This is a genomic window from Sphingomonas sp. M1A8_2b (genome assembly GCF_053345535.1).
Genome location: NZ_JBKFAH010000003.1, coordinates 149,306 through 175,930 on the forward strand (window position 1 = coordinate 149,306; position 26,625 = coordinate 175,930).

Below are 26,625 nucleotides of genomic sequence, written 5' to 3' on the forward strand. Positions count from 1 at the left end.
ACGGGCCGGCGAGTACGCGGAACGGTGGATGCCGGAACAAGCCCGGCATGACGGAGGGGACTGGATCAATGTGCCGCGCCCCAGCTCAGGCCGGTGCCAATTTCGATGCCGAGTGGGACGTCGAGCGTCACCGCGGGTTGCGCGGCGTTCGCCATGACCTGCTCGATCACGGGCTTGGCCGCGGCGACGTCACCTTCTGGCAATTCGAACACGAGCTCGTCGTGGACCTGAAGCAGCATGCGGACATTGGGCAGACCCGCTTCGAGCAGCGCCGGCCCCATGCGGACCATTGCGCGCTTGATGATGTCGGCGCTCGTGCCCTGGATCGGCGCGTTAATCGCGGCGCGTTCGGCGCCTTGGCGTTCGTGCTGGATCTTCGAGCGAATGCGCGGAAAGTGCGTTTTTCGGCCGAACAGGGTGGTGGTGTAGCCGGTTGCTCGGACGCTTTCCGTCGTTTCTACGATGTAGGTCGAGATGCCGGGGAAGCGATCGAAATAGCGGTCGATCATCGCCTGCGCTTCGTCGGCCGACACATCCAAACGCCCGGCGAGTCCCCAGCGCGAGATGCCGTAGAGGATCGCGAAGTTGATCGTCTTCGCGCGGCCGCGGGTGTCGCGGTTGACCTCGCCGAACAGTTCCTGTGCGGTGAGGCTGTGGATGTCGTCACCGTTGGCGAACGCCGCTTTCAGCGCGGGGACGTTGGCCATGTGCGCGGCCAGCCGTAGCTCGATCTGCGAGTAATCGGCGGCGAGGATGACATTGCCCGGTTCCGCCACGAACGCGTCGCGGATCTGGCGGCCGATCTCGGTGCGGATCGGGATGTTCTGAAGGTTCGGATCGGTCGACGACAGCCGGCCGGTCTGCGCGCCGGTCAGCGAGTAGGACGTGTGGACGCGGCCCGTCGCCGGGTTGATCTGCGCCTGCAACGCGTCGGTGTAGGTCGACTTCAGCTTCGACAGCTGGCGCCAGTCGAGCACCTTCCGCGCGATTACCGCGCCGGGCGAATCCTTGTCCGCCGCGATCCGTTCGAGTTCGGTGACGTCGGTCGAGTAGACGCCGGACTTGCCTTTGCGGCCGCCCTTGATGCCCATCTTCTCGAACAGCACGTCGCCCAGTTGCTTGGGACTGCCGATCGTGAACGGCGCGCCCGCGAGCGCGTGGATCTCGGTCTCCAGGCTTGCCATCTGGCCGGCGAACTCGGTCGACAGCTTCGACAGCTTCGCGGCATCGACCTTGATCCCGTGCATCTCCATCTGGGCGATGACGGGGACGAGTGGGCGGTCGACCATCTCGTAGACGCGCGTCGAGCCTTCCGCGGGCAGGCGACGCTTGAACCGGCGCCAGAGGCGGAGCGTCACGTCGGCGTCCTCGGCGGCGTAGCGCGTGGCGGCCTTGAGGTCGATTTCGTTGAAGGTGCGCTGCGTCTTGCCGGTGCCGACGACGTCCTTGAACGCGATGCAGCTGTGCGAGAGGTGCGTGGCGGCGAGTTCATCCATGCCGTGGCCGTGCAGCCCGGCGTCGAGATCGAAGCTCATCACGATCGTGTCGTCGAACGGCGCGATCTGCACGCCGCCGGTGGACGCATAGGCGCGATCGAGGACGATCATGTCGTATTTGAGGTTGTGGCCGATCTTCAGGACGCTCGGGTCCTCTAGCAGCGGCTTCAGTTTCGCGAGCACGAGCGCGCGATCGAGCTGGACCGGGTTTTCCGCAAGCAAATCGGTGCCGCCATGCGCGATAGGTACGTAGCAGGCGAGGTTCGGATGCAGCGCCATGCTCACCCCGACGAGGTCCGCGCGCGTCGCGTCGATGCCGGTGGTCTCGGTGTCGATCGCGATCCAGCCCTGGTGCTTCGCGACGGTGATCCAGCGATCGAGCGCGGCCTCGTCGACGACGGTTTCGTAGTCGTCGTGCTTACACGGCTCATCGTCGTCCATGTCCGCGACGACAGTCGATTCTTCGACCGGGGCCTCGGCGACCGCGGACAGCTTGGCGATCAGCGACTTGAAGCCGTGATGCTCCAGGAACGCACGCAGGGGCGCATCGGGGATGCCCTTGAGTTCGAGATCCTCGAGCGGCTCGGGCAGCGCGACATCGCATTTGAGCGTGACGAGCACCTTCGACAGCCGCGCCATCTCGGCATGCTCGATCAGGTTGTCGCGCAGCTTGCCCTTCTTCATGCCGTCGGCAGCGGCGAGCACGGCTTCGAGATCGCCGTGTTCGACGATCAGTTTCGCCGCGGTCTTGGGGCCAACGCCGGGGACGCCGGGGACGTTGTCGACGCTGTCGCCCATCAGCGCGAGCACGTCGCCGAGCTGCGCGGGGGTGACGCCGTGGAATTTCTCCGCGACGTGCTCCGCGCCGAGCCGGCGGTTGTTCATCGTGTCGTACATGTCGAGCCCGGGCTCGATCAACTGCATCAGGTCCTTGTCGGAACTGACGATCGTGACTTCCCAGCCCTGCGCGAGCGCGGCCTTCGAGTAGCAGGCGATGATGTCGTCGGCTTCGAGTCCCTCGGTCTCGATGCATGGCAGCGAGAAGGCACGCGTGGCGTCGCGGATCATCGGGAACTGGGGGACGAGATCCTCGGGCGGCGGTGGACGCTGCGCCTTGTACTTGTCGTAGAGGTCGTTGCGGAAGGTCTTCGACGACTTGTCGAGGATGACCGCCATGTGGGTCGGGCCGTCGGCGGCGTGGACCTCGTCGGCGAGCTTCCACAGCATCGTCGTATAGCCATAGACCGCGCCGACCGGCTCGCCGTGCTTGTTGGTGAGCGGCGGCAGCCGGTGATAGGCACGGAAGATATAGCCGGAGCCGTCGACGAGATAGAGATGGGGCATCGCGCGCGGTCTAGCGGATGCGGGGGCGCGCACCAATGGGCGAAGCGTGGTTGTTGGGTATCAGGTGGGAAGAAAAGCGGTGGGGGGGCGGGGGTTCAGCTGTTCCGACGGGAACACCACCCCGGCGAAGGCCGGGGCCCAATTGGAAAGGTGATCGTAACGGCGCGCTGCGCTTCGTTATAACCGTGCCCCAATTGGGCCCCGGCCTTCGCCGGGGTGGAAATGTGGTGGAAGATACTGACCGACCAAACTCCCCCTTGTTCTCCCGCGAAGGCGGGAGCCCAGACTGGATCCCCGCCTCCGGGGGGAAACATGCTGCCCCAGTTCGAGGGGGGGTATGACGTTGAAACCCTCCTACTTCTTGATCAGCCCGATCTCGACCAGTCGCTCGTACAAATAGTCATGCGCCGTAATCGCCGTCGGATAGCGGTTCGGGTTGTCCGGCGTGATCGTGCCCGGCAGCGTCTCGATCAGGAAGTCCGGCGCGGGGTGCAGGAAGAACGGCATCGAATAGCGCGAATGACCGCGGCGCTCGGGCGGCGGGTTGACGACGCGGTGCGTGGTCGAAGGCAGCACGTTGTTGGTCAGGCGCTGGAGCATGTCGCCGACGTTGACGACCATCGCGCCCTCGGGCGGCTTGATCGACAGCCAGCGGCCATTGGCGCGGTCGAGCAGTTCGAGCCCGGCTTCCTCGGCACCGAGCAGCAGCGTGATGAGGTTGATGTCCTCATGCGCGCCGGCGCGGACGCCCTCCGCATCGGCGAGGATCGGCGGGTAGTGGAGCAGGCGGAGGATACTGTTGCCGTCCTTCACCGCCGGGTCGAACCAGTCGGGCTTGAGCTTCAGGTGACGCGCGATCGCGGACAGGAGCTTGTCGCCGGCGCGGTCGAACGCGGCGAAGAGTTCGAGGAAGACCGGCTTGAAGCCCTCGGGCTGCGTCGGCCAGACGTTGGGCGCCATCGTGTCCGCATAGCGGTGACCCTCGGGCAGTTCGCGGCCGACGTGCCAGAATTCCTTGAGGTCGACGACCTTGGCGTCCTTGGCGATCTCGGTCTTGAATGGCGTGTAGCCGCGCGCGCCGCCGCCGCCGGGGATGTGATAGCCGCGCTTCTCGTCCTCGGGGAGGTCGAACAACAGCTTGGTCTCGGCCCAGGCGCGCTCGATCAGGTCGTCGGGGATGCCGTGGTCGGCGACGATCGCGAAGCCGAACCGCTCGAACGATTCGCCGAATGCGGCGGCGAAACCATCGGGGTCGCTGTCCTGCGTGGTGAGGCTGAGCGTCGGGACCTGGGCGGCGGGGGTATCGAGCATGGAGTTGGTGTCCGGATTGGGGTTATGCCCGATATAGGGGGTCGGGGAAGCGGTGCCAAATGCCTGGGTCAGGGTTGGTTAGATTTCGATCTTCCCCCGCGAGGGGGAGGTGGCGCGAAGCGACGGAGGGGGAGGTCACGTAACACCTGTTGCTCTTACCTCCCCCTCCGTCTGGCAAGCGCCAGCCACCTCCCCCTGGCGGGGGAGGATTCAAGGGCCCCCACTCCGTCACCCCGGACTTGTTCCGGGGTCCACGGTTCCGCGCCGTCACGTCTTTCGGATTTGCGGAGCAGTGGATGCCGGAACAAGCCCGGCATGACGGAGGGGGAGCGTCAGCCGCTGATGACGATCGTTCCAGTCGCCTTGTCCTTGCCGTCGGGCGCGAGTTCGAGGCGGAAGGGTTTGTTTTCGTCGGTCGTCCCGATCAGATTCGAGCCCTCGGGATGCACCTGGTAGCCGACCTTGCCGAGCCGCTGTGCGAACCAGTCGCGGACTATCTTCGGGGTGGCGGGGCTGGCGAAGGCCACGCGGAGCCCGCCGGTCTTGTCGTCGCCGACGATGTTCAGCGTCTTGATGGACGATCCCGGATATAGCCGCACGCCGTTGAGATCGAAATTGCCGGTATCGATCTTGATCTTCGGCAGCTTCACCGAGCCCTGAAATCCGGGGACGTCGATCTTCATCTCGCCGGTCTCGCCGTTGATCGCGCCGAGCACATTGCCCCCGTCGGCGTTGATCGAGACCGACGCACCTTCGTTAGAGCGGTCGCAGGCAGACAGTGCGAGCGCCCCGGCGAGACCGACGGTGGCGAGCAGGAGCGGGCGGATCATGGCTTTCTCCGGTGTGTGTTGTTTTAATAATACAGATAGGAGGCTTCGTCCTATCGCGCAATCATCTCGGGATTGCGCCGGTTAGCGGGTTTCGCAAGACCGGCTGAGCGGGTAAAGGCGCACGCATCATGCAGACCCAGGATCCCCAATCCGACGCGCCGGCGATGCGCGGCGCGCCGATCGGCTTCGTCGAGTTCGTCGCGCTCGTCGCCTCGCTGATGTCGCTGACCGCGCTCGGTATCGACTCGATGCTGCCCGCACTGCCGGCGATCGGCGACTCGCTCGGAGTCGCGACCGAGAACGGGCGGCAGTTCGTGGTCACCGCGTTCGTGATCGGCTTCGGTGTGGCACAGCTCGTCCACGGGCCGCTCGCGGATCGGTTCGGACGGCGGACAGTGCTGCTCTGGTCGCTCGTCCTGTATATCATCGCCAACGTCGCCTGCGCGACCGCTGGGAGTTTTACACTGTTGCTGGCCGCGCGCGCGTTCGGCGGCGCGGTGATTGCCGCCGCCCGTGTTGCGACGATCGCGCTGGTTCGCGACTGCTATCATGGGCGGGCGATGGCGCGGGTCATGTCGATTGCGTTCATGGTCTTCATGATCGTGCCGATCCTCGCGCCGACATTCGGCTGGACGGTGCTCCAGTTCGGCGACTGGCGCGCGATCTTCTGGACCGTGGCGGTGCTGACGCTCGGCGTGTTCGTGTGGTTCTACCTGCGGATGCCCGAGACGCTGGCGCCCGGGAACGTGCTGCCGATCACGCCGGGACGGATCCTGAGCGACTGGCGGCAGACGCTCGTCGACCGCAATTCGCTTGGCTACACGCTTGCGTCGACCGCGCTGATGGGGGCGCTGTACGGCTATCTCAATTCGATCCAGCAGATCATGGCGGACGTGTTCCACAAGCCGACGCTGCTCGCGCTGATCTTCGCGACGACGTCGGTGACGATGGCGGCGTGCAACCTGCTCAACTCGCGGATCGTGATGCGGCTGGGGACTCGGTTGATCAGCCACGGGGCTTTGTCGGTGCTGATCCTGGTGTCGCTGGTCCACCTGTTCGCGATCGAGATCGGCTTCGAGACGCTGGTCAGCTTCGCGGTCTTCCAGGCATTGACGCTCGGCTGTTTCGGGCTGGCGACGTCGAACTTCTCGGCGATGGCGATGGAGAATATGGGGCGGATCGCGGGCACCGCGTCGAGCGTGCAGGGGTTCCTGAGCGTTACCGTCGGTGCGGTATTCGGTGCGCTGATCGGGCAGGCCTTCAATGGTACCACCGTGCCGCTGGTTGGCGGATTCCTGCTGGCGGGTCTGGCGGCGCTCGTGGCGATCCTGGTCACCGAGCGGGGCCGCTTGTTCCGGCCTGCATCCACCGCCCCCGTCCGCGCTTGAAGGAACCACCGCGCACGTCCACCGTTCGCTTCCGGTAGGCCTGCATGATGCGGGCATCCTGGAACGAGGGAGTGTGACGATGGGCGGACATCAGGTGCCGAGTGCCGGTTCGGGCGACGACGGCTATGACGAAGAGGGCTATGACGAGAGCCAGCGCGCCGAGATCCTCGAAGCGACGCGGAGCGGCCCGACCGACGGCATCATCCTGACCGATCTCGATCCGGACCTGGGCGAGGACGACAGCGACGACGAGTCGATCGACGAGACCAAGATGGACTCCGAAGAGGTCGGCGAAACCGACTCGTCCGTCACGATGGACGAGGCCGACATGGCCGAGGACGATGTCCAGGACGAACTCGACGACGACAGCATCGACGACGACGAAGACCTGAAGGACGCCGACGACGTCGCGCTGAAGCCCTGAACCCCTGAACCCTGAAGCCTGTCGCGGGGTGACGGACCCGGGCCGTCCGAGACCGTCAGCCCGCGTGGCGAGAATTTGCAGATCGTGCATATTGAACGCCGAGCCGGCCGCATCGTGAGCGTCCGGCTTGGCCTTCCCTCCCTCTGCCGGGCTTGAATTCGGCGGCGTGTCGGCGACCGGGCGGGGCGCGGTATCGGCGACATCATACGCCGTCCACACGATCCCCGCGGACCAAAACAGTGCCGCCCACCGGCTGCGGAAAAGACGTGCGAAGCCCATGGCTTTGCCTAGTCTGGGCATAGTCTGGTGGGATTACGACCGCCTCGACAGACGTCGTTAACAGCCAGACCATAGGTCGCAGAGCTGCATTTCTGCCACTATTGCCTTGAGTTTGCCGCCATTTGTTCATCCGTGCGACAGGAAGCGTTGCTGCATTGCAACACCTTCGAAGGTTCCGCGCCCCGCATTCTTTTTCTTGCAACAAAGCGCACGCCTGCCGGTTTCCACTTGCCTGGACCAAGCCGTCGCACCGTGCGGCCGGGGGCCACGTAATCAACGATAGAAGGTCTATTTCTCCATGCGTAAGCTTTCCCTGGCCCTCGCCCTCGCGGCAACCGCACTCGCCGCTCCCGCTTTCGCGCAGGACATGTCGGCACCGGCGCCTGCCCCCGTCGACAACAGCGCAGCCCCCGGCGAAGCCGCCGCACCCGACGGTTCGAAGGCGTTCGGTATCGAGCCGTATTTCGGCGTCATGGGCGGCTGGGAACAGTTCGACAACCAGGGCAACCACGGCATTCCGCGCGCGCTCAACGCGAACGGTTCGGTCCGTAACAACTACCGCGCCGACGGCGCGCTGGTGCAGGGCGTCCTCGGCGTCAACGTGCCGCTCGGCCCGGTCTTCGTCGGCGTCGAAGGCAACGTCATCAAGGGTGTCGATGGCAACATCGATTGGGAATACGGCGCAGCAGGCCGCTTCGGCTTCCGCGCCGGCGACAGCGGCATCCTGTACGGCAAGGTCGGTTACCAGTGGGTGAACTTCGACCATTTCTCGCAGTTCGCGACCAATGGCGGCAACACCAACCGCGACTATAACGCGATCACCTACGGCATCGGCGCCGAAGTGGGTCCGCAGAGCATCGGCCTGAAGGGCCTCACCGGCAACGCCGGCTTCCGCATCCGTGCCGAGGTCAACACCTTCGGCGCAGCGCAGAGCTTCCGCCCGATGCTCGGCATCATCACGCACTTCTAAGCCTCTGCCTCGCAAGAGGTTCCAGCTTGACGCGTAACGGGGGCGGGGAGTGGCTAGGGTCACTTCCCGCCCTTCGTGCGTCTGCGGCCCTTCGCGCTGCTGGCGCGCGTTCGCGGCCTGGTTTCTCGGCGTTCGAAAACTGTACTCGTGAGTATCAAGTGCAGGAAGTGCAGACGCTGGCGCGGTGATGTGCACATCGCGGCGATCGCGCGGGGCGTCGATGCGCGCGGGCTCGATGGGCGATCGGGGGAGCGGTGCCATGGACCGATCTGGGCATGGTCCGGTGGTGTAGGACAGCGAAACCTCGCACACAGTCCGGATAGCCTCGCGATGAGATCGGGGGGTGCCTTGACCGCGGGGACGGGGGTCCTGATTTTATGCGAGTCAGAGGCCGCGATGGCGGTGGCCAATCGGAGCGGGCCTGGCCTGTCGTCTTCGCCTGACCGCCTGCGATGTTCACGATGCGTTCGCCTCGTTTCCGACTCCGCTCGGCGCAAGTCGGTCGGTCGGACAGGTGACATCCTCGCGCGCGTGCGTACGCGCGGGGGACGATGGAGTATGTGTTTGATTTCATGCGGTTGCTGAGTGGCGACCGTGCCGGTGCCACGCGTCGCGGCGGGTCGAGCCGTGGCGCTGCGCCGGGGGTCCTGCTGCAACTCCGCCTGGTGTTCTACGGCGTGCTGCTCGGGCTGATGATGCCGGTGATCCGCCAGATCGACTGGTCGGCGCTGGTGCCGCCCGGGTTGAAGATCGAATGGCCGACCGGGTTCGGCATCGCCTGGCCTGCCGGGCATCTGCGGGTGCCGGGTGGCTGGGGTTGGGGTGCGGACGCGGCCAAGGCGGAGGCGGTATCCCCTGCTGCTGCCGGAGCGGCGACCACAGCCGGTGCTGCCACCACTGCCACCGGCGCGCTGGCGACCGCGGCGGGTGTCGCCAGTGCGGCGACAACGGTTGCGGCGGCGGCGTCCGCGCTGTCGGGCGGAAAGGCGGTCTCCGCGCGCTTCACGATCTGCGGCCACGCCAAGCGGATCGACTGCATTGTCGACGGCGACACGTTCTGGATGGCGGGCACCAAGATCCGCATCGCCGACATCGATACGCCGGAGACCCACCCGCCGCGCTGCGCCCGCGAAGCGCGCCTGGGGCAGGCGGCGACGCTGAAGATACAGGCGCTGCTCAACGCCGGCCCCTTCACGCTGACCCCAATCAAGCGCGACGTCGACCGCTACGGGCGGAAGCTGCGTATCGTCGAGAGGGGCGGGGTGTCGCTAGGCGCCGTCCTGGTCCGCCACGGACTCGCGCGCCACTATGGTGGTGGCAAGCGTTCGCCTTGGTGCGGATGGGGCTAGGCTTACCAGACAGCCGATATTGCGCTATGATCGATCCATGGTCATGCACGTCGCTGAGTTCGAAAAGCTGGAAGCCGATCGCGGTACGGTCGACCATGGCTATGAAAGCTGGAAACGCGCGAAGGTCGAGCGTGGGTTGAGGCAGGCGCAGGATCGATCGTCGATGATCCCGGTCGAACAGGTGCTACGCGACCTGACGATTGACGGTTAACTTCACGCCGCAAGCGCGGGATGACCTTCGCGCTATTCGCGATTGGATCGCCGAAGATGACTCCAGAGCCGCGGAACGGGTAGTGGTCCGCATCGTCCAGACGGCGGTGATGTTCGGTCAATTCCCGCTTCTAGGTCGTACCGGACAGGTTGATGGTACGCGGGAGTTCTCGGTCGTCGGATTACCGTATCTGATCGTGTACGCGCTTGCCGCCAATAGCGACGTCGACGTGCTGACTGTGCTGCACACGCGCCGCCGGTATCCTGCCGATTGAAGGCCGGAGCATCGGACGGTCAGGCGGCTGATGGCGCTTGTTCGTCCGTCAGGCCCAGCCGGCGATGGAGACTGTCGGCTGACAATTCGAACCCGTTAGGCCACGCGAGGGCGCCGCTTTCGATGAAGGCGCGGGCGAAGTAGGCGGGGTCGGCGAGAGGACGCGTCATGACGGTGCCGCGTGCGATGAGATCGGCGGCTGACCAGAGCGCCGCAGCGCCATCCGAAAATACGAGCTGTAGGGCGTCGTCACCTTCTACGGTTACGCGGACGAGTTTAATCATCAAGGTCTGCACCGGCGATCATCTCCAGCGGCAACAGGTCTACGCCGCGCTGCCAGTTTGCCATGAGTTCGGGGGTGTGGGCGAGAGCTCATTGCGGCACGATCCGTTCTGCCTTGCGGAAGGCGGCGGCGAATAATCTGCCGTCCGTAATCTCTATGAACACCTGGAAGCCCTAGTTTGGCATGAAATGGAGATATGCAGTTTGCTCGAAATTGTGAGCATAAGGCACCTTAATTATAAAATGCGAATCAGTAGAGTCACTTAGCAAACTTGATTAAGTTACTGATTCTGTTATATTTTGCGGATGGACGCGACATATAATTTAAGCGGTGGCTTTAAACCTACAATGAAGCGGTTTGCCGATTTGGATGGGCCAGATTTTTTTCCCACGCCCGCATGGGCAACGCATGCTTTAATCGACAACGAGCAATTCTCGGGCGATATTTGGGAAAGCGCCTGCGGTAACGGCGCAATGTCTGAGGTTTTAAATCTGACCGGCGCGCCAGTATTAAGCTCCGATCTTCACGATCGAGGTTATGGCGAGCAAGATATCGATTTCCTGCGGGGTAGCCGGTGTGCTGACAATATCGTTACCAACCCGCCATATAATGCGGCCGAAGGTTTCGTCGAAGCAGGCTTACGAAAAGCAAATAAGAAGCTGGCATTGCTACTTAGGTTGGCGTTTCTTGAAGGCGCCAATCGTCAGCGAACAATCTTTACTCATGCCCCACCATCGCGAGTTTGGGTCTTCAGCGAGCGTATTACTTTTTATCCTGCGGGTGCAATTCCAAAAGGCAGTGGAACGACAGCCTATGCTTGGTTTGTCTGGGACAAAGACGCTAGTAGCGGTACAGACCTGCGGTGGTTCAAGCCCGGATACAAGGCGAAGTTCGGCTAATATCCGAGCTTGGTTAGGTAATTAATACCGGCATCTGTAACGCGAATGCCATCAACCGTGCGTTCGGCGTAGCCTTTAGCAAATATGCTTGTTGTCGTTGTTTTGTGAGAAACGACATTGCCTACAATCTGTTGCCATTTCTGCTCTTGCAGACGAGTCGACGACGGCTTTAGATCGATTGGCGTAAATGCCACGTAATTTGGCACCTCTGATTTTATGAGTGCGGTTGAAGCCACGCGATTTTTACAACCGCGCGCGATGCGGAGCGCTAGTATGCGTGCTTCAGGTTCACTGAGTCGAGTTTTTCCCATTCGCTGATGCTACTCGGGTTCTATGAAGAGTCGAGTCAGCATCAGCAAATGTAAGAGATTACTTATTCAGCCGCCACGCCATCCAACGAGAACATGTCCCGAACTTCACTCAGGTCCACATTCGCCGCAGGCCCCTTCTTCGCGGTCTGGCGCTTGTCGAACGAGTCCCAGACGTCGTTCCACTGGCCCTTGGTCGCGGCCTTCGAATACTCCGTCGCGCGCTGTTCGAAGAAGTTGGCGTGCTCGACGCCGTTGAGCATCGGGGCGAGCCAGGGGAGCGGGTGCTCGTCGATCATGTAGATCGGCTTGAGGCCGAGCTGGGTCATGCGCCAGTCGGCGATGAAGCGGATGTACTTCTTGATCTCCTTGGGGGTCATGCCGTTGACCGGGCCCATCTCGAAGGCGAGGTCGATGAAATTGTCCTCGAGGCGGATCGTCGTCTGGCAGACGTCGGCGATGTCGTCCTTGACCGCCTTGGTCAGGCACTGGCGCTCCTGACAGAAGGTGTGGAACATCTTGATGATGCCCTCGCAGTGGAGGCTCTCGTCGCGGATCGACCAGGTGACGATCTGGCCCATGCCCTTCATCTTGTTGAAGCGCGGGAAGTTCATCAGCATCGCGAACGATGCGAACAGCTGGACGCCCTCGGTGAAGCCGCCGAACATGGCCAGCGTGCGCGCAATATCCTCGTCGTTGTCGACGGTGAACTTCTGCATGTAATCATGCTTTTCCTTCATCTCGGCATATTCGAGGAAGGCGCCATATTCGCTCTCGGGCATGCCGATGGTGTCGAGCAGATGGCTGTAGGCGGCGATGTGGACCGTCTCCATGTTGCTGAACGAGGTCAGCATCATCTTGATCTCGGTCGGCTTGAACACGCGGCCGTACTTTTCGTGGTAGCAATCCTGCACCTCGACGTCGGCCTGCGTGAAGAAGCGGAAGATCTGCGTGAGCAGGTTGCGCTCGTGATCGCTGAGCTTCTGCGCCCAGTCGCGGCAATCCTCGCCCAGGGGCACTTCCTCGGGAAGCCAGTGGAGCTGCTGCTGGCGCTTCCAGAACTCGAACGCCCAGGGGTATTCGAACGGCTTGTACTGCTTGGAGGCGTGAAGGAGGGACATGGTAGGCCTTTCGGGAGATGGGTTTTATATCGGGAAACTGGTTGGATCAGGTCGCGCGTTTCATGTTTCCGTGCTCCATTGCCACATCGCGGCGGCGGACATTGCGAGGACGATCGCGCCCGAGGTGAGCATGATGCCGATCATGCGGAACGCGTAGGTCTGTTGCTCGGTGACGGTCGGGCTGCGCAGACGGAGCAGCATCGCGGTGCCGACGATTCCGAGCACGCCTGCGACCACGAACATGATAGCGCTGCCGTACGTCATGCGACCAACGCGTGCGACGTGCGTTCAGCACCCGAACCCCAAACAGGAGAACGACCATGGTCGATGCAACCCAGATCAAGGAACATGCCGAAGTCATCGGCGCGGACGGCGTCCATGTCGGCACCGTCGACAAGGTCGAAGGCAACCGCATCAAGCTGACCAAGAAGGACTCGGGTCCGCAGGTCGTCGAGGGCAAGGGCAGCCATGAAGGGCATCATCACTTCATCTCGCTCGGGCTGGTTGCGGATATTGAGGACGGCAAGGTCCGGCTTTCCGCCAACGCCGACGTGGCGGTGACGTTCGAAGAAGAGGCCTGACGCGAACGCGGTGCGTATCGAACGCACCGCATAGCCTGCCCGAACCCCGGTCCGCTTCGCGCGGGCCGGGGTTTTTTGCGTCAGGCGCTCCCCGGTCCGCGTGTCACGGGCCGGGGTCACGCTTGCACGCCGAGAGGCCTTACTGGCAGGCAAGGCACTCATCATAGTCCTTCGACTCGACGTCGATCTGGCGCAGGTCGATCGTGTTGTCCGCCTCGACACCGCCGGCGAAGCCCGCGCGCTGGACCGACTTCGAACGGAGGTAATAGAGCGACTTGATGCCGAGCTCCCACGCGCGGAAGTGGAGCATGAGCAGGTCCCATTTCTCGACATCCGCCGGGATGAACAGGTTCAGCGACTGCGCCTGGTCGATATAGGGCGTGCGATCGGCGGCGAGTTCGAGCAGCCAGCGCTGGTCGATCTCGAAGCTCGTCTTGTAGCAGTCCTTTTCCTCGACCGAGAGGAAGTCGAGATGCTGGACCGAGCCGCCCTGCTCGAGGATCGAGTTCCAGACCGCGTCGCTGTTCTTCGACTTCTCGCTCAGCATCTTCTCAAGATACGGGTTCTTGATTGAGAAGCTGCCCGACAGCGTCTTGTGCGTGTAGATGTTCGCCGGGATCGGCTCGATGCACGCCGACGTGCCGCCGCAGATGATCGAGATCGACGCGGTCGGGGCGATCGCCATCTTGCAGCTGAAACGCTCCATCGCACCGACATCGGCCGCATCGGGGCAGGGGCCGCGCTCGATTGCGAGCTGCATCGAGGCTTCGTTGGCTTGGCTGCTGATGTGCTTGAACATGCGCAGGTTCCACGACTTCGCCATCGCGCCCTCGAACGGGATGCCGCGCGCCTGGAGGAACGAGTGGAAGCCCATCACGCCGAGGCCGACCGAGCGCTCGCGGCCGGCTGAGTAGGCGGCGCGCTCCATGCCGGGTTCGTGGCGGTCGATGTAATCCTGCAGGACGTTGTCGAGGAAGCGCATGACGTCCTCGATCAGGCCCTTCTCGTCCTTCCACTGATCCCACGTCTCGAGGTTCAGCGACGACAGGCAGCAGACCGCGGTCCGCTCGTTGCCGAGGTGATCCTTGCCGGTCGGGAGCGTGATCTCCGAGCAGAGATTCGAGGTCGAGACCTTGAGGCCAAGCTCGCGGTGATGCTTCGGCATCGCCTTGTTCACGTGGTCGGCGAAGACGATGTACGGCTCGCCGGTCTGGAGACGGGTCTCGACGAGCTTCTGGAACAGCGAGCGCGCGTCGACGGTGGCGCGGATCGCCTGGTCCTTCGGCGAACGTAGGTGCCATTCCTCGCCGTTGCGGACCGCCTCCATGAAGGCGTCGGTGATCAGCACGCCGTGGTGGAGGTTGAGCGCCTTGCGGTTGAAATCGCCCGAGGGTTTGCGGATTTCGAGGAATTCCTCGATCTCGGGGTGCGAGACGTCGAGATACACGGCCGCCGAGCCGCGGCGCAGCGAACCCTGGCTGATCGCGAGCGTGAGCGAATCCATGACGCGGACGAACGGAATGATGCCGCTGGTCTTGCCGTTGAGGCCGACCGGCTCGCCGATGCCGCGGACGTTGCCCCAATAGGTGCCGATGCCGCCGCCGCGCGAGGCGAGCCAGACATTCTCGTTCCAGGTGTCGACGATGCCGCCGAGGCTGTCGGGGACCGAGTTGAGGTAGCACGAGATCGGCAGGCCGCGACCGGTGCCGCCGTTCGAGAGAACGGGGGTGGCGGGCATGAACCAGAGCTTCGAGATCGCGTCATACAGGCGCTGCGCGTGGCCGGCGTCGTCGGCATAGGCCGACGCGACGCGGACGAACAGGTCCTGGTAGCTTTCGCCCGGGAGCAGGTAGCGATCCTTGAGCGTGTCCTTGCCGAATTCGGTCAGGAGCGCGTCGCGGCTGTGATCGACCTCGACCGGGTAGATCTGCGCGCGCACGGAATGGCTGTCCTGCGCCTGGCGCGGCGCCTTGGGAGCCTCGGCCTCGGTGGTCGCAGTGGTCTGTTCGATCGTGTCTGTGGTCATGTCGCTATCCCGGCTGCTGTTTCTGAAATCCATCGAAACTGCTCCTAGTGTTCTGTATTCGTTCGAATCGGTAACCTGTCGCCATGCTACCATCGGGCGAGCGCAAACGGGAGAACAAAAAGTGACCATCGCGGCGGTGGAAGGCGCGCTTACGGTCATGTTGCATATGGTTATGCACGGCCTGTTCTACCAGCGATTGGGTTCGCCCCCGAACGCAACCCCAAGAGATTGTGCCAAAGCGCGAAGAGACGCAAGGGGGTGTGGAGCCCGTTCGGGACTCGGTTCGTCGCGTTCATGGTGGGGGTGGTCGAGGCACCTGCGCGCGACGCGTGGACTTCTGCGGGATACGCGATGTGCAAGGGAACGGGGCGGGAACGAAAAATTATTTAGGCCGCGAAAGACGCAAATGTTGCTTGCGGAATCCGAGCCGCGCGTTCGTGTCTTCAGGCAATGCCGAGGCGGTCGGCGAGCGCGGCAATGCTGGGGATGGCATGATCCCAGTCCTGCGCCTGATCCGCATCGGGGGCGCGGCAGCCGCCATATTCCATCGGCCGGTCGATATAGGCGGTCCGCAACCCGCAAGCGCGCGCCGCGGCGAGATCGCTGTGATGCGCGGCGACGAGGCAGAGTTCGGCGGGTTCGATGCCGAGCATGCGGGCGGTGGCGAGATAGGCTTCGGGTAGCGGCTTGTAGACGCGGCTGACCTCGGCGCCGAGGATCGCGTCCCACGGGAGCCGGGCGCGCCTCGCCATCTCCAGCATGAGCGCGATGTTGCCGTTGCTGAGCGTGACGATCGGGTAGCGGGTCTTCAGGCGGGTGAGGCCTTCGACGGAATCGGGCCATGGGTCGAGGCGATGCCAGGCGTGGGTGAGATCGGTGAGCGTGGCCTCGTCGAGCATGGCGGGATCGATGGCGTGGTGGCGGAGCAGGTCTTCGAGCGCCTCGCGGTGGAGCGTGTCGAGGATCACGAACGGGCGACGGCCGCTGCGGACCTCTTCGAGGGCCGGCTGATAGCGTGTGCGCCAGCCGTCGGCGAAGGCGTGGGGATCGATGTCGGGGCGGCCCAGCCGCGCGAGCACGGGGGCGGCGTCGCGGGCGATGCCCGAGCGCCAGTCGACGACGGTGCCGAAGACGTCGAAGGCGAGGGCTTTGATCGGCGGGCGGTGGGGCATGGGAGACAGACGGCAGGCGGGGGGTGTTGGTTCCGGTTGCGGCTCTCGTTCCGACGCCGGCGGATGGTTGAAGGGGGGTTAGGTAACGCCGCGCGGGGTGCGCCAACATGGCGGTTCCCAATTGGGCCCCGGCCTTCGCCGGGGTGGTTGGTGACCGTCGTAACCGTCGTAACCGTCGTAACCTTTCGCAGCCGGCGTGACCGGGAATGGCGTTCGTGATTGTTGCAATGGTCCAAGCTGGTGCGTCTCGCCTCTCGACGTCACCCCAGCGAAAGCTGGGGTCTTCTAGTTATCGCGCGCTTGCTGCGGGAGACCCCAGCTTTCGCTGGGGTGACGGGTTTGGGGTGACGGGTTTGGGGTGACGGGTCTGGGGTGACGGGTCTGGGGTGACGGGTGGGGCGAGGGACGGTTGGTCGCAGGCGGGGCGAGCGGTGATGATGCGCGCGAGCATCTTGACGACCGCGGCCTGCGCCGGACGGGGCGGGCAATTGCTTCCCCGTTCGCGGTTCAGCCGGTGCGGCGGGGGCGGGCGGCGTGGGTCTGGTTGAGGCGGTCCAGGTTGAACGCGTCGTGGAATTCGATTCCCGCCTTGCCGCCCCGCGCCCAGCGGATGCGCGCGGGGGTGAGATGGTCCTCGAGCAGTTCGATGTGCATTTCGATGCCGTCGGGATTGCCGGTGATCGTCAAGCCGTCGAGCATCGCGCCCGAGGTCGAGATGTCGCGGATCCGGACATCGCCGTGGATGCCGTCCATCACGATGCGCGCCGAGCGAAGCATCTTGTGGCGGCGCGCGCGGCTGACCTTGAAGCCGCTCGCGGTGGCGGCACCGTCCGCGACGCCCAACTGGCGCAACGCGTCCTCTGCGCTGACCGGGCGGCCATAGACATAGCCCTGGATATGACTGCAGCCGAGGTCGCGGATCAGGTCGATCTCGTCCTGGATCTCGACGCCTTCCGCGGTCGTCTCCATGCCGAGCGTGTCGGCGAGCGTGACGATCGCCTTGATGATCGCGGCGTTGCGGTTGCCGGGCTCGGCGGCGCCCTTCACGAACGACTGGTCGATCTTGATCTTGTCGAACGGCGCGTTGCGTAAGTAGCCGAGCGACGAGTAGCCGGTGCCGAAATCGTCGAGCGCGAGCCGGACGCCGACGCCTTTCAGCGCCTTGAACATCTGTTCGGACGAAGTGTTCTCGTCGAGGAACACGCCCTCGGTAATCTCGAGTTCGAGGCGGTTGGCGGATATCCCCGACTGGGCGAGCGCGCTGGTGACGAGCGCGGGCAGGACCGGGTTGGCGAACTGGATCGGTGACACGTTGACCGCGACGCGGATCGTGTCGGGCCAGCGCGCGGCTTCGATGCAGGCGGTCCGGAGCACCCATTCGCCGATCGCCTCGATCAATCCGCATTCCTCGGCGACCGGGATGAAGTCGGCGGGCGAGACGAGGCCGCGCGTGGGGTGGTTCCAGCGGATCAGCGCCTCGTAGCCGACCACCCGTGTCGTCCTGGTGCTGACGACCGGCTGGTAGCAGAGGTGGAAGGCCCCCGTCGCGACCGCGGTGCGCAGATCGTCTTCGAGAAGTTTGCGCGTCCTGGCGCCGACGAGCATGTCGTCCGAATAGAAGCGGTGGAGGCCGCGGCCATCGGCCTTGGCGGCGTACAGCGCGAGATCGGCGTTGCGGACGAGCGTTTCGGCATCGTCGCCGTCGCCCGGCGCGATCGCGATGCCGATCGAGCATCCGATCGTGACGGCGGTGCCGGCAACCGAATAGGGCTGCGACAGCGATGCGATCAGGTCGCGGGCGAGCGCCGCCAGGGTGTCGCGATTGTCCATGCTGGGCAGCACGACCTGGAACTCGTCGCCGCCGAGACGACCGACCAGACCGGCATCGCCGACCCCGCGCTCAAGGCGTTGGGCGACCAGTTTGAGCAACGCGTCGCCGGCCTGGTGACCGAGCGTATCGTTGACCGCCTTGAACCGATCGAGATCCATCAAAAACAACGACGTGGCGCGGTATGGCCCGGCCTGCTGCGCCAGCGTCTTGTCGAGCGACAGCCGCATCCGCTGGCGATTGGCGAGCCCGGTGAGGCCGTCGAACAGTGCCAGCCGGGTGATCTCGGCCTCGGACCTGCGCTTTTCGGTCAGGTCGCTGCCCGAGCCGATGAACCCCTGGAAGCGGCCGAGTTCGTCGACCACCGGGCGACCGGAGATCGACCACCATTGCTCGCCGTCCGAGGTCGCCGCGCAGACCGAATAGTCGGAGAACGAGGTCCGCGACGCGATATGGAAGGCGAGCGTGCGCTCGGTGCCGGGCGCATCGCTGTCCATCTTGAACAGGCCGGTGAGCGGCTGACCGATCGCGCCGTCGGCAAGCCCGAGATCATCGACCACCTTGGCGGACAGATAGGTAATCCTGCCCTGGCGATCGGCTTCCCAGAACCAGCCGGTCCCCTGGCCTTCGAACTCGGCGATCATCCGGACCGCGAGATTGCCTTCGCTCGCCAGTTCGGCACGGTCGAGTTCCAGATCGAGGTCGCCTTGCGCCAGTTGGCGGGTGACGGCGGCGAGGCTGACGAGGCCGAGCAGCGCCATGGCCAGCGCGAGGCCCGGCCCAGCCACCGCCGCCACCGCGAGGACGGCGCCTACCCCGAAGCCGAGGGTGGCGGCGCGGACCGCGTGGATGCTGACCGCGGTGACGACGATCGTGCCGGCGACCGCGGTAAAACACCCGAATTGCAGCGGCCCCGCCGGCATCCGGGCGACCGTCCAGAGCAGCGATACCAGGAGCGCCGCCGTCGCAGCGACGCCGAGCGTTATCATCCAGTTGCGTTGATAGGGGCGCCATCGACGCAGCGCCGGGACGCGCAGCACGCAGAACAGCGCCACCGACATCGTCGCGAGGATCACCGCGTGGATTTCGATCAGCAGGGCGGATGCGCCCAGCCCGGCGCTCGCCGGCGCGAAGGCGGCCATGACGATCAGGATCGCGCAGGCGATGACCTGCGTCGCCAGCGTGTACGGCCACACCGCCGCGATCTGACCGATCCGGCGATCCTGCAAGGCGGCGATCTGTTCCCGCGAATCCTCCGCGAGGCCGAACAAGGCGGTCGCGGGCGATCGATCGCGCGCGCGGCGATCGGCAACGGGAAGGGGGGCATACATAGCCCCGTTATGGGTCTGATACCTTGCCGAGATGGTCTGCGATCGCGGTTAACGACAGGTTATCGACGGCATTTCGCGACCGCGTTGCAGACCGTCGCGTGATCACCGGGGGATAGCTCCGGGGGATAACTATCGAGGCTGCCGCGTTGAGTGGAGGATTCCAGCACCGCGAGGCATTTCCATGAGCGCAGTTTCCACCATCACGTCGGCCCTCGGCCTCGGCAAAAAGAAGGTCCGCTATGCGATCGTCGGGCTCGGCGACATCTCGCAGGCGTCGATGATGCCGGGCGTCGCGCATACCGGCAATTCGGAGATCACCGCGCTGGTTACCGACGACGCCGAGAAGGCGCGCGAACTCGGCAAGATGTATGGTGTCGAGGCGACCTATCGCTACGACCAGTTCGACGAACTGCTCGGATCGGCGCTGATCGATGCGATCTATCTGGCGACGCCGAACTGGCGGCATGCCGAGTTCGCGATTCCGGCGCTGAAGGCGGGTATCCATGTGCTGTCGGAGAAGCCGCTGGAGATTTCGGTCGAGAAGGCCGAGGCGATCCGCGAGGCCGAGCGCGCGTCGTCCGCCAAGCTGATGACCGCGTACCGGCTGCACTTCGAGCCGTCGACGCTCGATGCGATCCGGCGGATTCGGAGCGGCGAGCTGGGTGAGCTGATCGCGTTCACGTCGTGCTTCACACAGAAGGTCGACCCCGCCAATCACCGCGTGAAGAACGGGGTCATCGCCGGGCCGCTGTTCGACATGGGGCCGTATCCGATCAACGCGACGCGGTATCTGTTCGGCGCGGAGCCGATCGAAGTCGTCTCGGCGGCGGCGGTGCGGCATCCCGAGCTGGGACTTGGCGATCTCGACGATACGTTTGCGGTGACGTTGCGTTTTCCCGGCGACCGGCTTGCGCAGTTCACGGTGTCCTATGCCGCGAACAACGTCGACAGCCTGACGATCTCGGGCACCGAGGGCAGCATCCATATGGACCCCGCGTACGGCTTCGGCGACGCGATGGAACAGCGTGTGACGATCGGCGACAAGAAGAGCCATGAGAGCTTCAAGCCGACCGACCAGTTCGGCGGCGAGATGCGCTATTTCTCCGACTGCATCCTGGAGGACCACGATCCCGAGCCCGATGTGGAGGAGGGGATCGCCGATCTGCGTGTGATCGAGGGCGTGCTGGAGGCGCTGAAGACCGGCCGGTCGGTGACGTTGCCGCCGTTCCAGCGCGCGCGACGGATCTCGGCGGACCAGGAGCAGACGCTTTCGCCGATCAAGGAGCCCACGCTCGTCAACGCTGCCAGCCCGACCGGCTGATCCGATATGCTTGCCTTCCTCGATTTCGAAGCGTCGTCGCTGGGGAAGGCGAGCTATCCGATCGAGGTGGCGTGGGTGTTCGAGGACGGCGCGTCGGAGAGCCATCTGATCCGGCCGGCGCCCGACTGGACCGACTGGGATCCGGCGGCGGAGGCGATCCACCGGATTCCGCGACCTGTGCTGGAGGCGGAGGGCGAGGATCACCGGGTGGTGGCGGCGCGGATGGTCGCGGTGCTGGCGGGGCATGACCTGCTGGCGAGTGCGCCGTCGTGGGACGGGAAATGGCTGAGTGCCCTGTTGCGGGCTGGCGGGCAGCCCAAGCGGGTGCTGCGGTTGCGGGATTCGGACGAGGCGCTGTTGGAGGCGGCTCGGGTTTGTCTCACCGGGGTTGAGCCGGGGGTGCGCGAGGCACTGGCGCGGGAGGTGGTCGGCACGGTGTCGCAGCGGCGGAACGGGCGGGTGCCGGATCACCGGGCGCTTGCCGACGCGGAGGCGGAGTTGGCGCAGTGGCGGGAGGTGAAGGCGGAGGCGCAGAGGCGGGTGAGGGGGTCTCGGGTGAAACCGTCTTAGGCATTACCCCGGCGGGGGCCGGGGCCGATTGGGAAAGGTTGGTAACTACGGGCAGCGCTTCGTCGCTGCGACCTTGCCGATTGGGCCCCGGCCTCCGCCGGGGTGGCTGCTTCTCAGGTGCGCCATCGTGAACCAATACTGTTTCCCGCGAAGGCGGGGACCCAGACTGGGCTCCCGCCTTCGCGGGAGAACAAGGGGGCGGTGGTAGTCTACGGAGGCGCATCGACTGTTGCCGAACTTGTGCTGGCGACGCCTGCGGGTCTGCCATCGTCATCCTTAGTTGGCCGTCCCGCACCCGCGTCACATACCACCGTCATCCTGACGAAAGTCAGGACCCAGGGTTACAAGCGTCCCATTAGTGGCTCTGGATCCTGACTTTCGTCAGGATGACGCGGGGGGAAAGGGCTAGGACTCGGGCTTAATTCAGCGGCCCCCCGCGCTTATACTTGCGTCAGTCCGTCTCCGCCCGCGGTGCGCCGCTCATCGTCACCGGTTGCGGGCCGTTGGCGGTGGCCTCCAGCGTCGAGTCGCCGCCCAGAACGCGGTACAGGGTCACGCGGTTGCTCGCGCCCACGAGTTGCGTTGCGACCAGGTTGCGTTGCGCGGTGTAGAGCGAGCGTTGCGCGTCGAGCGAGCTGAGGAACGTGTCGATGCCGCCGCGATAGCGCGCGTCGGTGAGGCGGTACGTGTCCTGTGCCGCGGCCGAGAAGTTTTCGTTCGCCTTGAGCTGGTCGGCGATCGTGCCCTGCCGTGCGAGCGCGTCGGCGGTTTCCTGGAACGCGGTCTGGATCGTCTTTTCGTAGGTGGCGAGCGCGGCGTCGCGCTGCGCCTTCGAATAGGCGACGCCGGCGATCCCTGCGCCGGCGCGGAAGATCGGGTAGCTGATCGAGGGCGCGACCGAATAGTTGAACGCGCCGCCGGTGAACAGCGACGACAGCGCGGTGCTGGCGAAGCCGAGCAGGCCGGTGAGCGAGATCTTCGGGAACAGTTCCGCGCGCGCCGCGCCGATCTCGGCGTTGTAGGCGCGCAAGGAGTATTCGGATTCGACCACGTCAGGACGGCGCAGGAGGATGCTGCTGTCGAGCCCGGCGGGGAGCGTCGCGACGGTCGGCAATGCCTGCTCGATCGACTCGGGCAACAGGCTGGCATCAACCGGCGCACCGACGAGCAGTTGCAGCGCGTTGACGTCCTGCGCGAGCGCGGTGCGTTGCTGCGCGAGGTCGGACTGCGCGGTGAACAGGATCTGTTGCGCCTGGCGGAGATCGGTGCGCGGGGCGACGCCGCCGCGCAGGCGCGCGTTGGTGAGCGTGACGCTGCGCTGCGAACTCGCCACGGTGTCCTGCGCGATCTTGAGCAGGCTCTGGTCCGACGCGTAGGTGAGCCATGCGTCGGCGATGTCGCCGACCAGCGTCAGGCGGGTGGCGCGGGCGGCGGCTTCGGTGGCGAAATAGCGATCGAGCGCGGCGCCGGTCAGCGAACGGATCCGGCCGAACAGGTCGAGTTCGAACGCGGTGGTGCCGAGATCGACCGAATAGGAGCTGTTAGAACTCGACGAGGTCACGACCGAGCCGGTGGTGCCGGTGCCCGTGCCCGTCCCGCCGGTCCCGGTGCCGCCAGTCCCGCCGGTGCCCGTACCGGTATTGGTGCCGGTACCGCTGGTGGCAGTGCTGCGCGTGCCGTTGCCGCCGCCCGAATAGGTGTAGCGGCCGCTGGCATCGACCTGCGGCAGGAGGTCGGCGCGCTGGATACGGTATTGCGCGCGGGCGGCGGCGATGTTGGCGGCGGCGACGCGGAGATCACGGTTGTTGGCGAGCGCCTTGACGATGATCTGCTGGAGGCGCGGATCCTTGAACACGTCGCGGTAGGTGAACGCGGGCAGCGCCGCCTCGGACTGGCGCAGATAGGAATCGCCGACCGGCAGCGACGGCGGCACCGGGAGTTCGGTGCGCGCGTATTTCGGCGTGAGCGAGCAGCCCGCGAGCGCGGTCGAGGCGGCGAGGATCAGGACTAGCGAACGCATCAGGCGGGCTCCGGCCGGTGAGGGCCTTGGGATTCGGGTGGGCCCTGGGGTTCGGGCGGACCCAGCGGCTGCTTGTGATCGCCGTCATCATCGCCGCCGTGGAAGCCGGTCGGCTTGCCGCGCAGCTTGGCGATACCGTCGCGCGCGCCGCGGCGGACCAGGACGAAGAACAGCGGGATGTAGAAAATGGCGAGGATGGTCGCGGTCAGCATGCCGCCGACCACCGCGGTGCCGATCGCGATGCGGCTGTTCGCACCCGCGCCGGTCGACAGCGCCAACGGCAACACGCCGAGGATGAACGCGAACGAGGTCATCAGGATCGGGCGCAACCGGATCTTCGCCGCGGACAAGGCCGCCTCGATGACACGCTTGCCCTTTTTCTCCTCCTGCTCGGCGAACTCGATCATCAGGATCGCGTTCTTCGCGGCCAGACCCATCGTCGTCAGCAGGCCGATCTGGAGATACACGTCGTTGATCAGCCCGCGCAGAGTCACCGCGAGGATCGCGCCGACCAGGCCGAGCGGGATCACCAGCAGCACCGCGATCGGGATCGTCCAGCTCTCGTACAGTGCGGCGAGGCACAAGAACACGACCAGCAGCGAGAGGGCGTAGAGGAACGGCGCCTGACCCGAGGACAGGCGTTCCTGATACGACAGGCCGGACCAGGCGATCGAGGTGCCGGGGATCTGGCCGGCGAGCTGCGCGATCGTCTCCATTGCGTCACCCGAGCTGACGCCGGGTGCGCCCGAGCCCTGGATCTCGTACGAGGCAATGCCGTTGAAGCGCGACATCGTCGTCGGTGCCTGACCCCAGCTGGTCGTCGCGAACGACGAGAACGGCGCCATCTGGCCATTCGAACCGCGCACGAACCACTGGCTCAGGTCGGACGGCTGCGCGCGGAACTGCGCGTCGCCCTGGACATAGACGCGCTTGACGCGCCCGCGATCGATGAAGTCGTTGACGTATTGGCCACCCCAGGCGGTCGACAGCGTCGAGTTCACGTTAGCCTGGGTCAGGCCGAGCGTCGACAGCTTCTGCTGGTTGGTATCGACGTGCAGCGTGGCGACGTCGGGCAGCTCGGTCAGGCGGATCGCGGTCAGCGACTTGTCGGCGCGGGCGAGCGCGAGCAGCTTGTCGCGCGCGGCGTTGAACTCGGCCTGGCTGAGGCTGCCGGTATTCTGCAGCTCCATCGTAAAGCCGTTCGACGAACCGAGACCGCGCACCGCCGGCGGCACCAGCGAATAGACCTGCGCATCGCGGAAGCCGGCGAACGCCTTCGAGGCGCGACCGGTGATCGCGTCGGCGGTGTTCTCCTTGCCCTTGCGGTCATCCCACGGCGCGAAGGCGATGAAGCCCTGGCCCGTGTTCTGGCCGCTCGCGCCGCCACCACCGCCACCGCTGACGGTGAACATCGTGCTGATGTTGGCCTTCTCGTTGGTGTAGTAATATTGCTCGATCTGCTTTTGCAGCGCGAAGGTGCGGCCTTGCGTGGCGCCCGCGGGCAGCTGGAACTGGACGATGCCCGAGCCCTGGTCCTCGGTCGGCAGGAAGCCGGTCGGGAGCCGCAGGAACAGCACCGCGAGCACCGCGACGATCACCGCGTAGATCAGCAGGAACAGCCATTTGCGGTCGACCACCGACTGCACCGCATTGGTGTATTTCTGCGTGCCCTTCTCGAACGTCTCGTTGAACTTGTCGCCGGCGCGCGTGAAGACATGCGCGACCTTGGGGAATTTTCGCTCGCCCCAGCTCTGTTCGACGTTGCCGTCGGCATCCTTCTTCTTCTGCTTCAGCAGCGTCGCGGTCAGCGCGGGGGAGAGGATCAGCGCGACCAGCACCGACAGGATCATCGCCGACACCATCGTCAGCGAGAACTGGCGGTAGATCACGCCGGTCGAGCCGCCGAAGAACGCCATCGGCAGGAACACCGCCGACAGCACGAGCGCGATCGCGACCAGCGCGACGGTGATCTCGTTCATCGACTCGATCGTCGCCTCCCGAGGCGTCATCTCGGGATTTTCCTCCATCAGGCGCTCGACGTTCTCGACCACGACGATCGCGTCGTCGACCAGCAGCCCGATCGCGAGCACGAGCCCGAACAGCGTCAACGTGTTGATCGAGAAGCCGGCGAGATAGAACACGCCGAACGTGCCGAGCAGCACGACCGGGACCGCGATCGTCGGGATCAGCGTCGCGCGCCAGCTTTGCAGGAACACGAACATCACGATCACGACGAGGATGATCGCCTCGATCAGCGTCTTGACGACCTCGTCGATCGACAGCTTGATGAAGTCGGTGGTGTCGTTGGCGTAGGCGAACTTCAGGCCGGGCGGGAAGCTTTTCGCCTGCTGCGACACGAACGCCTTGACCAGTTCGGCGGTCTTGAGCGCGTCGGCGCCGGGCGCGAGCAGCACGGCGATGCCGGCGCCGGGATGCGCGTTGACGCGGCTGCGCGCGTTGTAGTTCTCCGCGCCCAGCTCGATCCGGGCGACGTCGCGCAGCTTCACCACCGCGCCGTCGTTGGTGGTCTTCAGGATGATGTTGGCGAACTGCTCGGGCGTCTGGAGGCGCGACTGTGCGGTGACGGTCGCGTTGAGCATCTGCGTGTCGGGCTGTGGCTGGCCGCCGAGTTCGCCGGCGGCGACTTCGGTGTTCTGCGACTGGATCGCGGTCGTCACGTCGCTCGGGATCAGTTGGAAGCTGGCGAGCTTGTTCGGATCGAGCCAGATCCGCATCGCGTACTGCGCGCCGAACACGTTGCTGTCGCCGATCCCGGGAATACGACCGAGCGGGTCCTGCAGGTTCGAGACGAGATAGTCCGACACGTCCTGGTTGGTCATCTTGTCCGTCGCGTCATAGACGCCGACGATCAGGAGATTGTCCGGGTTCGATTTGCGGACGACGAGGCCCTGCTGCTGGACCTGCGTGGGGAGGCGGGACAGCGTCTGCTGGACCTGGTTCTGGACCTGGACCTGCGCGATGTCGGGATCGGTGCCCTTCTCGAACGTCACGGTGATCGTCACCGAGCCGCGCGACGACGAGGACGAACTGAAATAGATCAGGCCGTCGATGCCGGTCAGCGACTGCTCGACGACCTGCGTGACGCTGTTCTGGATGGTCTGCGCGTTGGCGCCCGGGAAGGTCGCGCGGATCGTCACCTGCGGCGGCGCGACGTCGGGGTATTGCGCGATCGGCAGGCCCATGATCGCGCCGATGCCGCCGAGCATCACGATGATCGCGAGCACCCAGGCGAAGATCGGGCGATCGATGAAGACACGAGACAACATAAG

The 26,625-nt window shown here is 65.1% G+C and carries 22 protein-coding genes; 10 read left to right on the top strand and 12 right to left on the bottom strand.

Translation table 11 applies throughout. The features are described 5' to 3' along the window. Positions 1-65 precede the first annotated feature (65 nt). From polA to ACLBWL_RS13175, 3 genes are all read right to left on the bottom strand, one after another. On the bottom strand, positions 66-2,840 hold the full coding sequence (gene polA / locus ACLBWL_RS13165; protein WP_447793744.1) for a DNA polymerase I: 2,775 nt from the start codon (positions 2,838-2,840) through the stop codon (positions 66-68). Between the two features lie 354 nt (positions 2,841-3,194). Beyond that, a complete protein-coding gene (locus tag ACLBWL_RS13170) occupies positions 3,195-4,151 on the bottom strand; it encodes an isopenicillin N synthase family dioxygenase (RefSeq protein ID WP_447793746.1) in 957 nt (318 codons plus the stop codon). A 332-nt stretch (positions 4,152-4,483) separates the two neighbouring features. After that, complete coding sequence (locus tag ACLBWL_RS13175; protein WP_447793748.1) at positions 4,484-4,981, bottom strand: hypothetical protein; 498 nt, start codon at positions 4,979-4,981, stop codon at positions 4,484-4,486. Positions 4,982-5,109: 128 nt separating this feature from the next. Here ACLBWL_RS13175 and ACLBWL_RS13180 point away from each other — a divergent pair, with 128 nt between their 5' ends. From ACLBWL_RS13180 to ACLBWL_RS13205, 6 genes are all read left to right on the top strand, one after another. Then, positions 5,110-6,369 (top strand): multidrug effflux MFS transporter, encoded by a 1,260-nt coding sequence (locus tag ACLBWL_RS13180; protein ID WP_447793750.1) that lies wholly within the window; start codon positions 5,110-5,112, stop codon positions 6,367-6,369. Positions 6,370-6,448: 79 nt separating this feature from the next. After that, a complete protein-coding gene (locus ACLBWL_RS13185; RefSeq protein WP_447793752.1) occupies positions 6,449-6,793 on the top strand; it encodes a DNA primase in 345 nt (114 codons plus the stop codon). 577 nt (positions 6,794-7,370) lie between these two features. Next, on the top strand, positions 7,371-8,042 hold the full coding sequence (locus tag ACLBWL_RS13190; RefSeq protein ID WP_447793754.1) for an opacity protein: 672 nt from the start codon (positions 7,371-7,373) through the stop codon (positions 8,040-8,042). A 572-nt stretch (positions 8,043-8,614) separates the two neighbouring features. Beyond that, positions 8,615-9,391 carry a thermonuclease family protein gene (locus tag ACLBWL_RS13195; protein ID WP_447793756.1) on the top strand — a complete coding sequence of 259 codons (777 nt, stop codon included), beginning with the start codon at positions 8,615-8,617 and terminating at the stop codon, positions 9,389-9,391. 37 nt (positions 9,392-9,428) lie between these two features. Next, positions 9,429-9,602, top strand: a complete 174-nt coding sequence (locus ACLBWL_RS13200; protein ID WP_447793758.1) for a hypothetical protein — start codon at positions 9,429-9,431, stop codon at positions 9,600-9,602. Then, a complete protein-coding gene (locus ACLBWL_RS13205; RefSeq protein ID WP_447793759.1) occupies positions 9,592-9,876 on the top strand; it encodes a type II toxin-antitoxin system RelE/ParE family toxin in 285 nt (94 codons plus the stop codon). The genes ACLBWL_RS13200 and ACLBWL_RS13205 overlap by 11 nt, the downstream gene beginning before the upstream one ends. A gap of 19 nt (positions 9,877-9,895) precedes the next feature. On the opposite strand, the gene ACLBWL_RS13210 is transcribed toward ACLBWL_RS13205, so the two are convergent. After that, on the bottom strand, positions 9,896-10,171 hold the full coding sequence (locus ACLBWL_RS13210; protein WP_447793761.1) for a DUF2442 domain-containing protein: 276 nt from the start codon (positions 10,169-10,171) through the stop codon (positions 9,896-9,898). A 292-nt stretch (positions 10,172-10,463) separates the two neighbouring features. Here ACLBWL_RS13210 and ACLBWL_RS13215 point away from each other — a divergent pair, with 292 nt between their 5' ends. Then, positions 10,464-11,057 carry a hypothetical protein gene (locus ACLBWL_RS13215; RefSeq protein WP_447793763.1) on the top strand — a complete coding sequence of 198 codons (594 nt, stop codon included), beginning with the start codon at positions 10,464-10,466 and terminating at the stop codon, positions 11,055-11,057. Here ACLBWL_RS13215 and ACLBWL_RS13220 read toward each other — a convergent pair. From ACLBWL_RS13220 to ACLBWL_RS13230, 3 genes are all read right to left on the bottom strand, one after another. After that, the gene (locus ACLBWL_RS13220) at positions 11,054-11,293 is read right to left on the bottom strand and encodes a hypothetical protein (protein WP_447793765.1); all 240 of its coding nucleotides are present in this window, start codon (positions 11,291-11,293) and stop codon (positions 11,054-11,056) included. The genes ACLBWL_RS13215 and ACLBWL_RS13220 overlap by 4 nt on opposite strands. A gap of 137 nt (positions 11,294-11,430) precedes the next feature. Continuing rightward, positions 11,431-12,486, bottom strand: a complete 1,056-nt coding sequence (locus ACLBWL_RS13225) for a ribonucleotide-diphosphate reductase subunit beta (protein WP_447793767.1) — start codon at positions 12,484-12,486, stop codon at positions 11,431-11,433. 60 nt (positions 12,487-12,546) lie between these two features. Further along, complete coding sequence (locus ACLBWL_RS13230) at positions 12,547-12,750, bottom strand: hypothetical protein (RefSeq protein ID WP_447793768.1); 204 nt, start codon at positions 12,748-12,750, stop codon at positions 12,547-12,549. Between the two features lie 56 nt (positions 12,751-12,806). Here ACLBWL_RS13230 and ACLBWL_RS13235 point away from each other — a divergent pair, with 56 nt between their 5' ends. Beyond that, positions 12,807-13,067 carry a DUF2171 domain-containing protein gene (locus ACLBWL_RS13235; RefSeq protein ID WP_447793770.1) on the top strand — a complete coding sequence of 87 codons (261 nt, stop codon included), beginning with the start codon at positions 12,807-12,809 and terminating at the stop codon, positions 13,065-13,067. A 139-nt stretch (positions 13,068-13,206) separates the two neighbouring features. On the opposite strand, the gene ACLBWL_RS13240 is transcribed toward ACLBWL_RS13235, so the two are convergent. From ACLBWL_RS13240 to ACLBWL_RS13250, 3 genes are all read right to left on the bottom strand, one after another. After that, positions 13,207-15,093 (bottom strand): ribonucleoside-diphosphate reductase subunit alpha, encoded by a 1,887-nt coding sequence (locus ACLBWL_RS13240; protein ID WP_447793772.1) that lies wholly within the window; start codon positions 15,091-15,093, stop codon positions 13,207-13,209. 443 nt (positions 15,094-15,536) lie between these two features. After that, positions 15,537-16,265, bottom strand: coding sequence for a haloacid dehalogenase type II (locus ACLBWL_RS13245; protein WP_447793774.1), 729 nt, complete (start codon positions 16,263-16,265; stop codon positions 15,537-15,539). 507 nt (positions 16,266-16,772) lie between these two features. Further along, on the bottom strand, positions 16,773-19,424 hold the full coding sequence (locus ACLBWL_RS13250) for an EAL domain-containing protein (protein ID WP_447793775.1): 2,652 nt from the start codon (positions 19,422-19,424) through the stop codon (positions 16,773-16,775). A 181-nt stretch (positions 19,425-19,605) separates the two neighbouring features. On the opposite strand from ACLBWL_RS13250, the gene ACLBWL_RS13255 reads away from it, so the two are divergent. Beyond that, a complete protein-coding gene (locus tag ACLBWL_RS13255) occupies positions 19,606-20,745 on the top strand; it encodes a Gfo/Idh/MocA family protein (RefSeq protein WP_447793777.1) in 1,140 nt (379 codons plus the stop codon). Positions 20,746-20,751: 6 nt separating this feature from the next. After that, positions 20,752-21,315 carry a transcriptional regulator gene (locus tag ACLBWL_RS13260; protein WP_447793779.1) on the top strand — a complete coding sequence of 188 codons (564 nt, stop codon included), beginning with the start codon at positions 20,752-20,754 and terminating at the stop codon, positions 21,313-21,315. Positions 21,316-21,766: 451 nt separating this feature from the next. On the opposite strand, the gene ACLBWL_RS13265 is transcribed toward ACLBWL_RS13260, so the two are convergent. Together ACLBWL_RS13265 and ACLBWL_RS13270 are read right to left on the bottom strand one after the other, a co-directional pair. Further along, a complete protein-coding gene (locus ACLBWL_RS13265; RefSeq protein ID WP_447793781.1) occupies positions 21,767-23,335 on the bottom strand; it encodes an efflux transporter outer membrane subunit in 1,569 nt (522 codons plus the stop codon). Then, positions 23,335-26,622, bottom strand: a complete 3,288-nt coding sequence (locus ACLBWL_RS13270) for a multidrug efflux RND transporter permease subunit (RefSeq protein ID WP_447793783.1) — start codon at positions 26,620-26,622, stop codon at positions 23,335-23,337. The genes ACLBWL_RS13265 and ACLBWL_RS13270 overlap by 1 nt, the downstream gene beginning before the upstream one ends. Positions 26,623-26,625 lie beyond the last annotated feature (3 nt).

What these genes read in the sequence shown, in the direction of transcription:
- ACLBWL_RS13195 (WP_447793756.1), top strand. Translation starts at nt 8,615, where the DNA reads ATGCGGTTGCTGAGTGGCGACCGTGCCGGTGCCACGCGTCGCGGCGGG.
- ACLBWL_RS13245 (WP_447793774.1), bottom strand. Translation starts at nt 16,265, where the DNA reads ATGCCCCACCGCCCGCCGATCAAAGCCCTCGCCTTCGACGTCTTCGGC.
- ACLBWL_RS13255 (WP_447793777.1), top strand. Translation starts at nt 19,606, where the DNA reads ATGAGCGCAGTTTCCACCATCACGTCGGCCCTCGGCCTCGGCAAAAAG.
- ACLBWL_RS13230 (WP_447793768.1), bottom strand. Translation starts at nt 12,750, where the DNA reads ATGACGTACGGCAGCGCTATCATGTTCGTGGTCGCAGGCGTGCTCGGA.
- polA (WP_447793744.1), bottom strand. Translation starts at nt 2,840, where the DNA reads ATGCCCCATCTCTATCTCGTCGACGGCTCCGGCTATATCTTCCGTGCC.
- ACLBWL_RS13270 (WP_447793783.1), bottom strand. Translation starts at nt 26,622, where the DNA reads ATGTTGTCTCGTGTCTTCATCGATCGCCCGATCTTCGCCTGGGTGCTC.
- ACLBWL_RS13225 (WP_447793767.1), bottom strand. Translation starts at nt 12,486, where the DNA reads ATGTCCCTCCTTCACGCCTCCAAGCAGTACAAGCCGTTCGAATACCCC.
- ACLBWL_RS13175 (WP_447793748.1), bottom strand. Translation starts at nt 4,981, where the DNA reads ATGATCCGCCCGCTCCTGCTCGCCACCGTCGGTCTCGCCGGGGCGCTC.
- ACLBWL_RS13265 (WP_447793781.1), bottom strand. Translation starts at nt 23,335, where the DNA reads ATGCGTTCGCTAGTCCTGATCCTCGCCGCCTCGACCGCGCTCGCGGGC.
- ACLBWL_RS13240 (WP_447793772.1), bottom strand. Translation starts at nt 15,093, where the DNA reads ATGACCACAGACACGATCGAACAGACCACTGCGACCACCGAGGCCGAG.
- ACLBWL_RS13260 (WP_447793779.1), top strand. Translation starts at nt 20,752, where the DNA reads ATGCTTGCCTTCCTCGATTTCGAAGCGTCGTCGCTGGGGAAGGCGAGC.
- ACLBWL_RS13180 (WP_447793750.1), top strand. Translation starts at nt 5,110, where the DNA reads ATGCAGACCCAGGATCCCCAATCCGACGCGCCGGCGATGCGCGGCGCG.
- ACLBWL_RS13185 (WP_447793752.1), top strand. Translation starts at nt 6,449, where the DNA reads ATGGGCGGACATCAGGTGCCGAGTGCCGGTTCGGGCGACGACGGCTAT.
- ACLBWL_RS13250 (WP_447793775.1), bottom strand. Translation starts at nt 19,424, where the DNA reads ATGTATGCCCCCCTTCCCGTTGCCGATCGCCGCGCGCGCGATCGATCG.
- ACLBWL_RS13215 (WP_447793763.1), top strand. Translation starts at nt 10,464, where the DNA reads ATGGACGCGACATATAATTTAAGCGGTGGCTTTAAACCTACAATGAAG.
- ACLBWL_RS13235 (WP_447793770.1), top strand. Translation starts at nt 12,807, where the DNA reads ATGGTCGATGCAACCCAGATCAAGGAACATGCCGAAGTCATCGGCGCG.
- ACLBWL_RS13200 (WP_447793758.1), top strand. Translation starts at nt 9,429, where the DNA reads ATGGTCATGCACGTCGCTGAGTTCGAAAAGCTGGAAGCCGATCGCGGT.
- ACLBWL_RS13190 (WP_447793754.1), top strand. Translation starts at nt 7,371, where the DNA reads ATGCGTAAGCTTTCCCTGGCCCTCGCCCTCGCGGCAACCGCACTCGCC.
- ACLBWL_RS13170 (WP_447793746.1), bottom strand. Translation starts at nt 4,151, where the DNA reads ATGCTCGATACCCCCGCCGCCCAGGTCCCGACGCTCAGCCTCACCACG.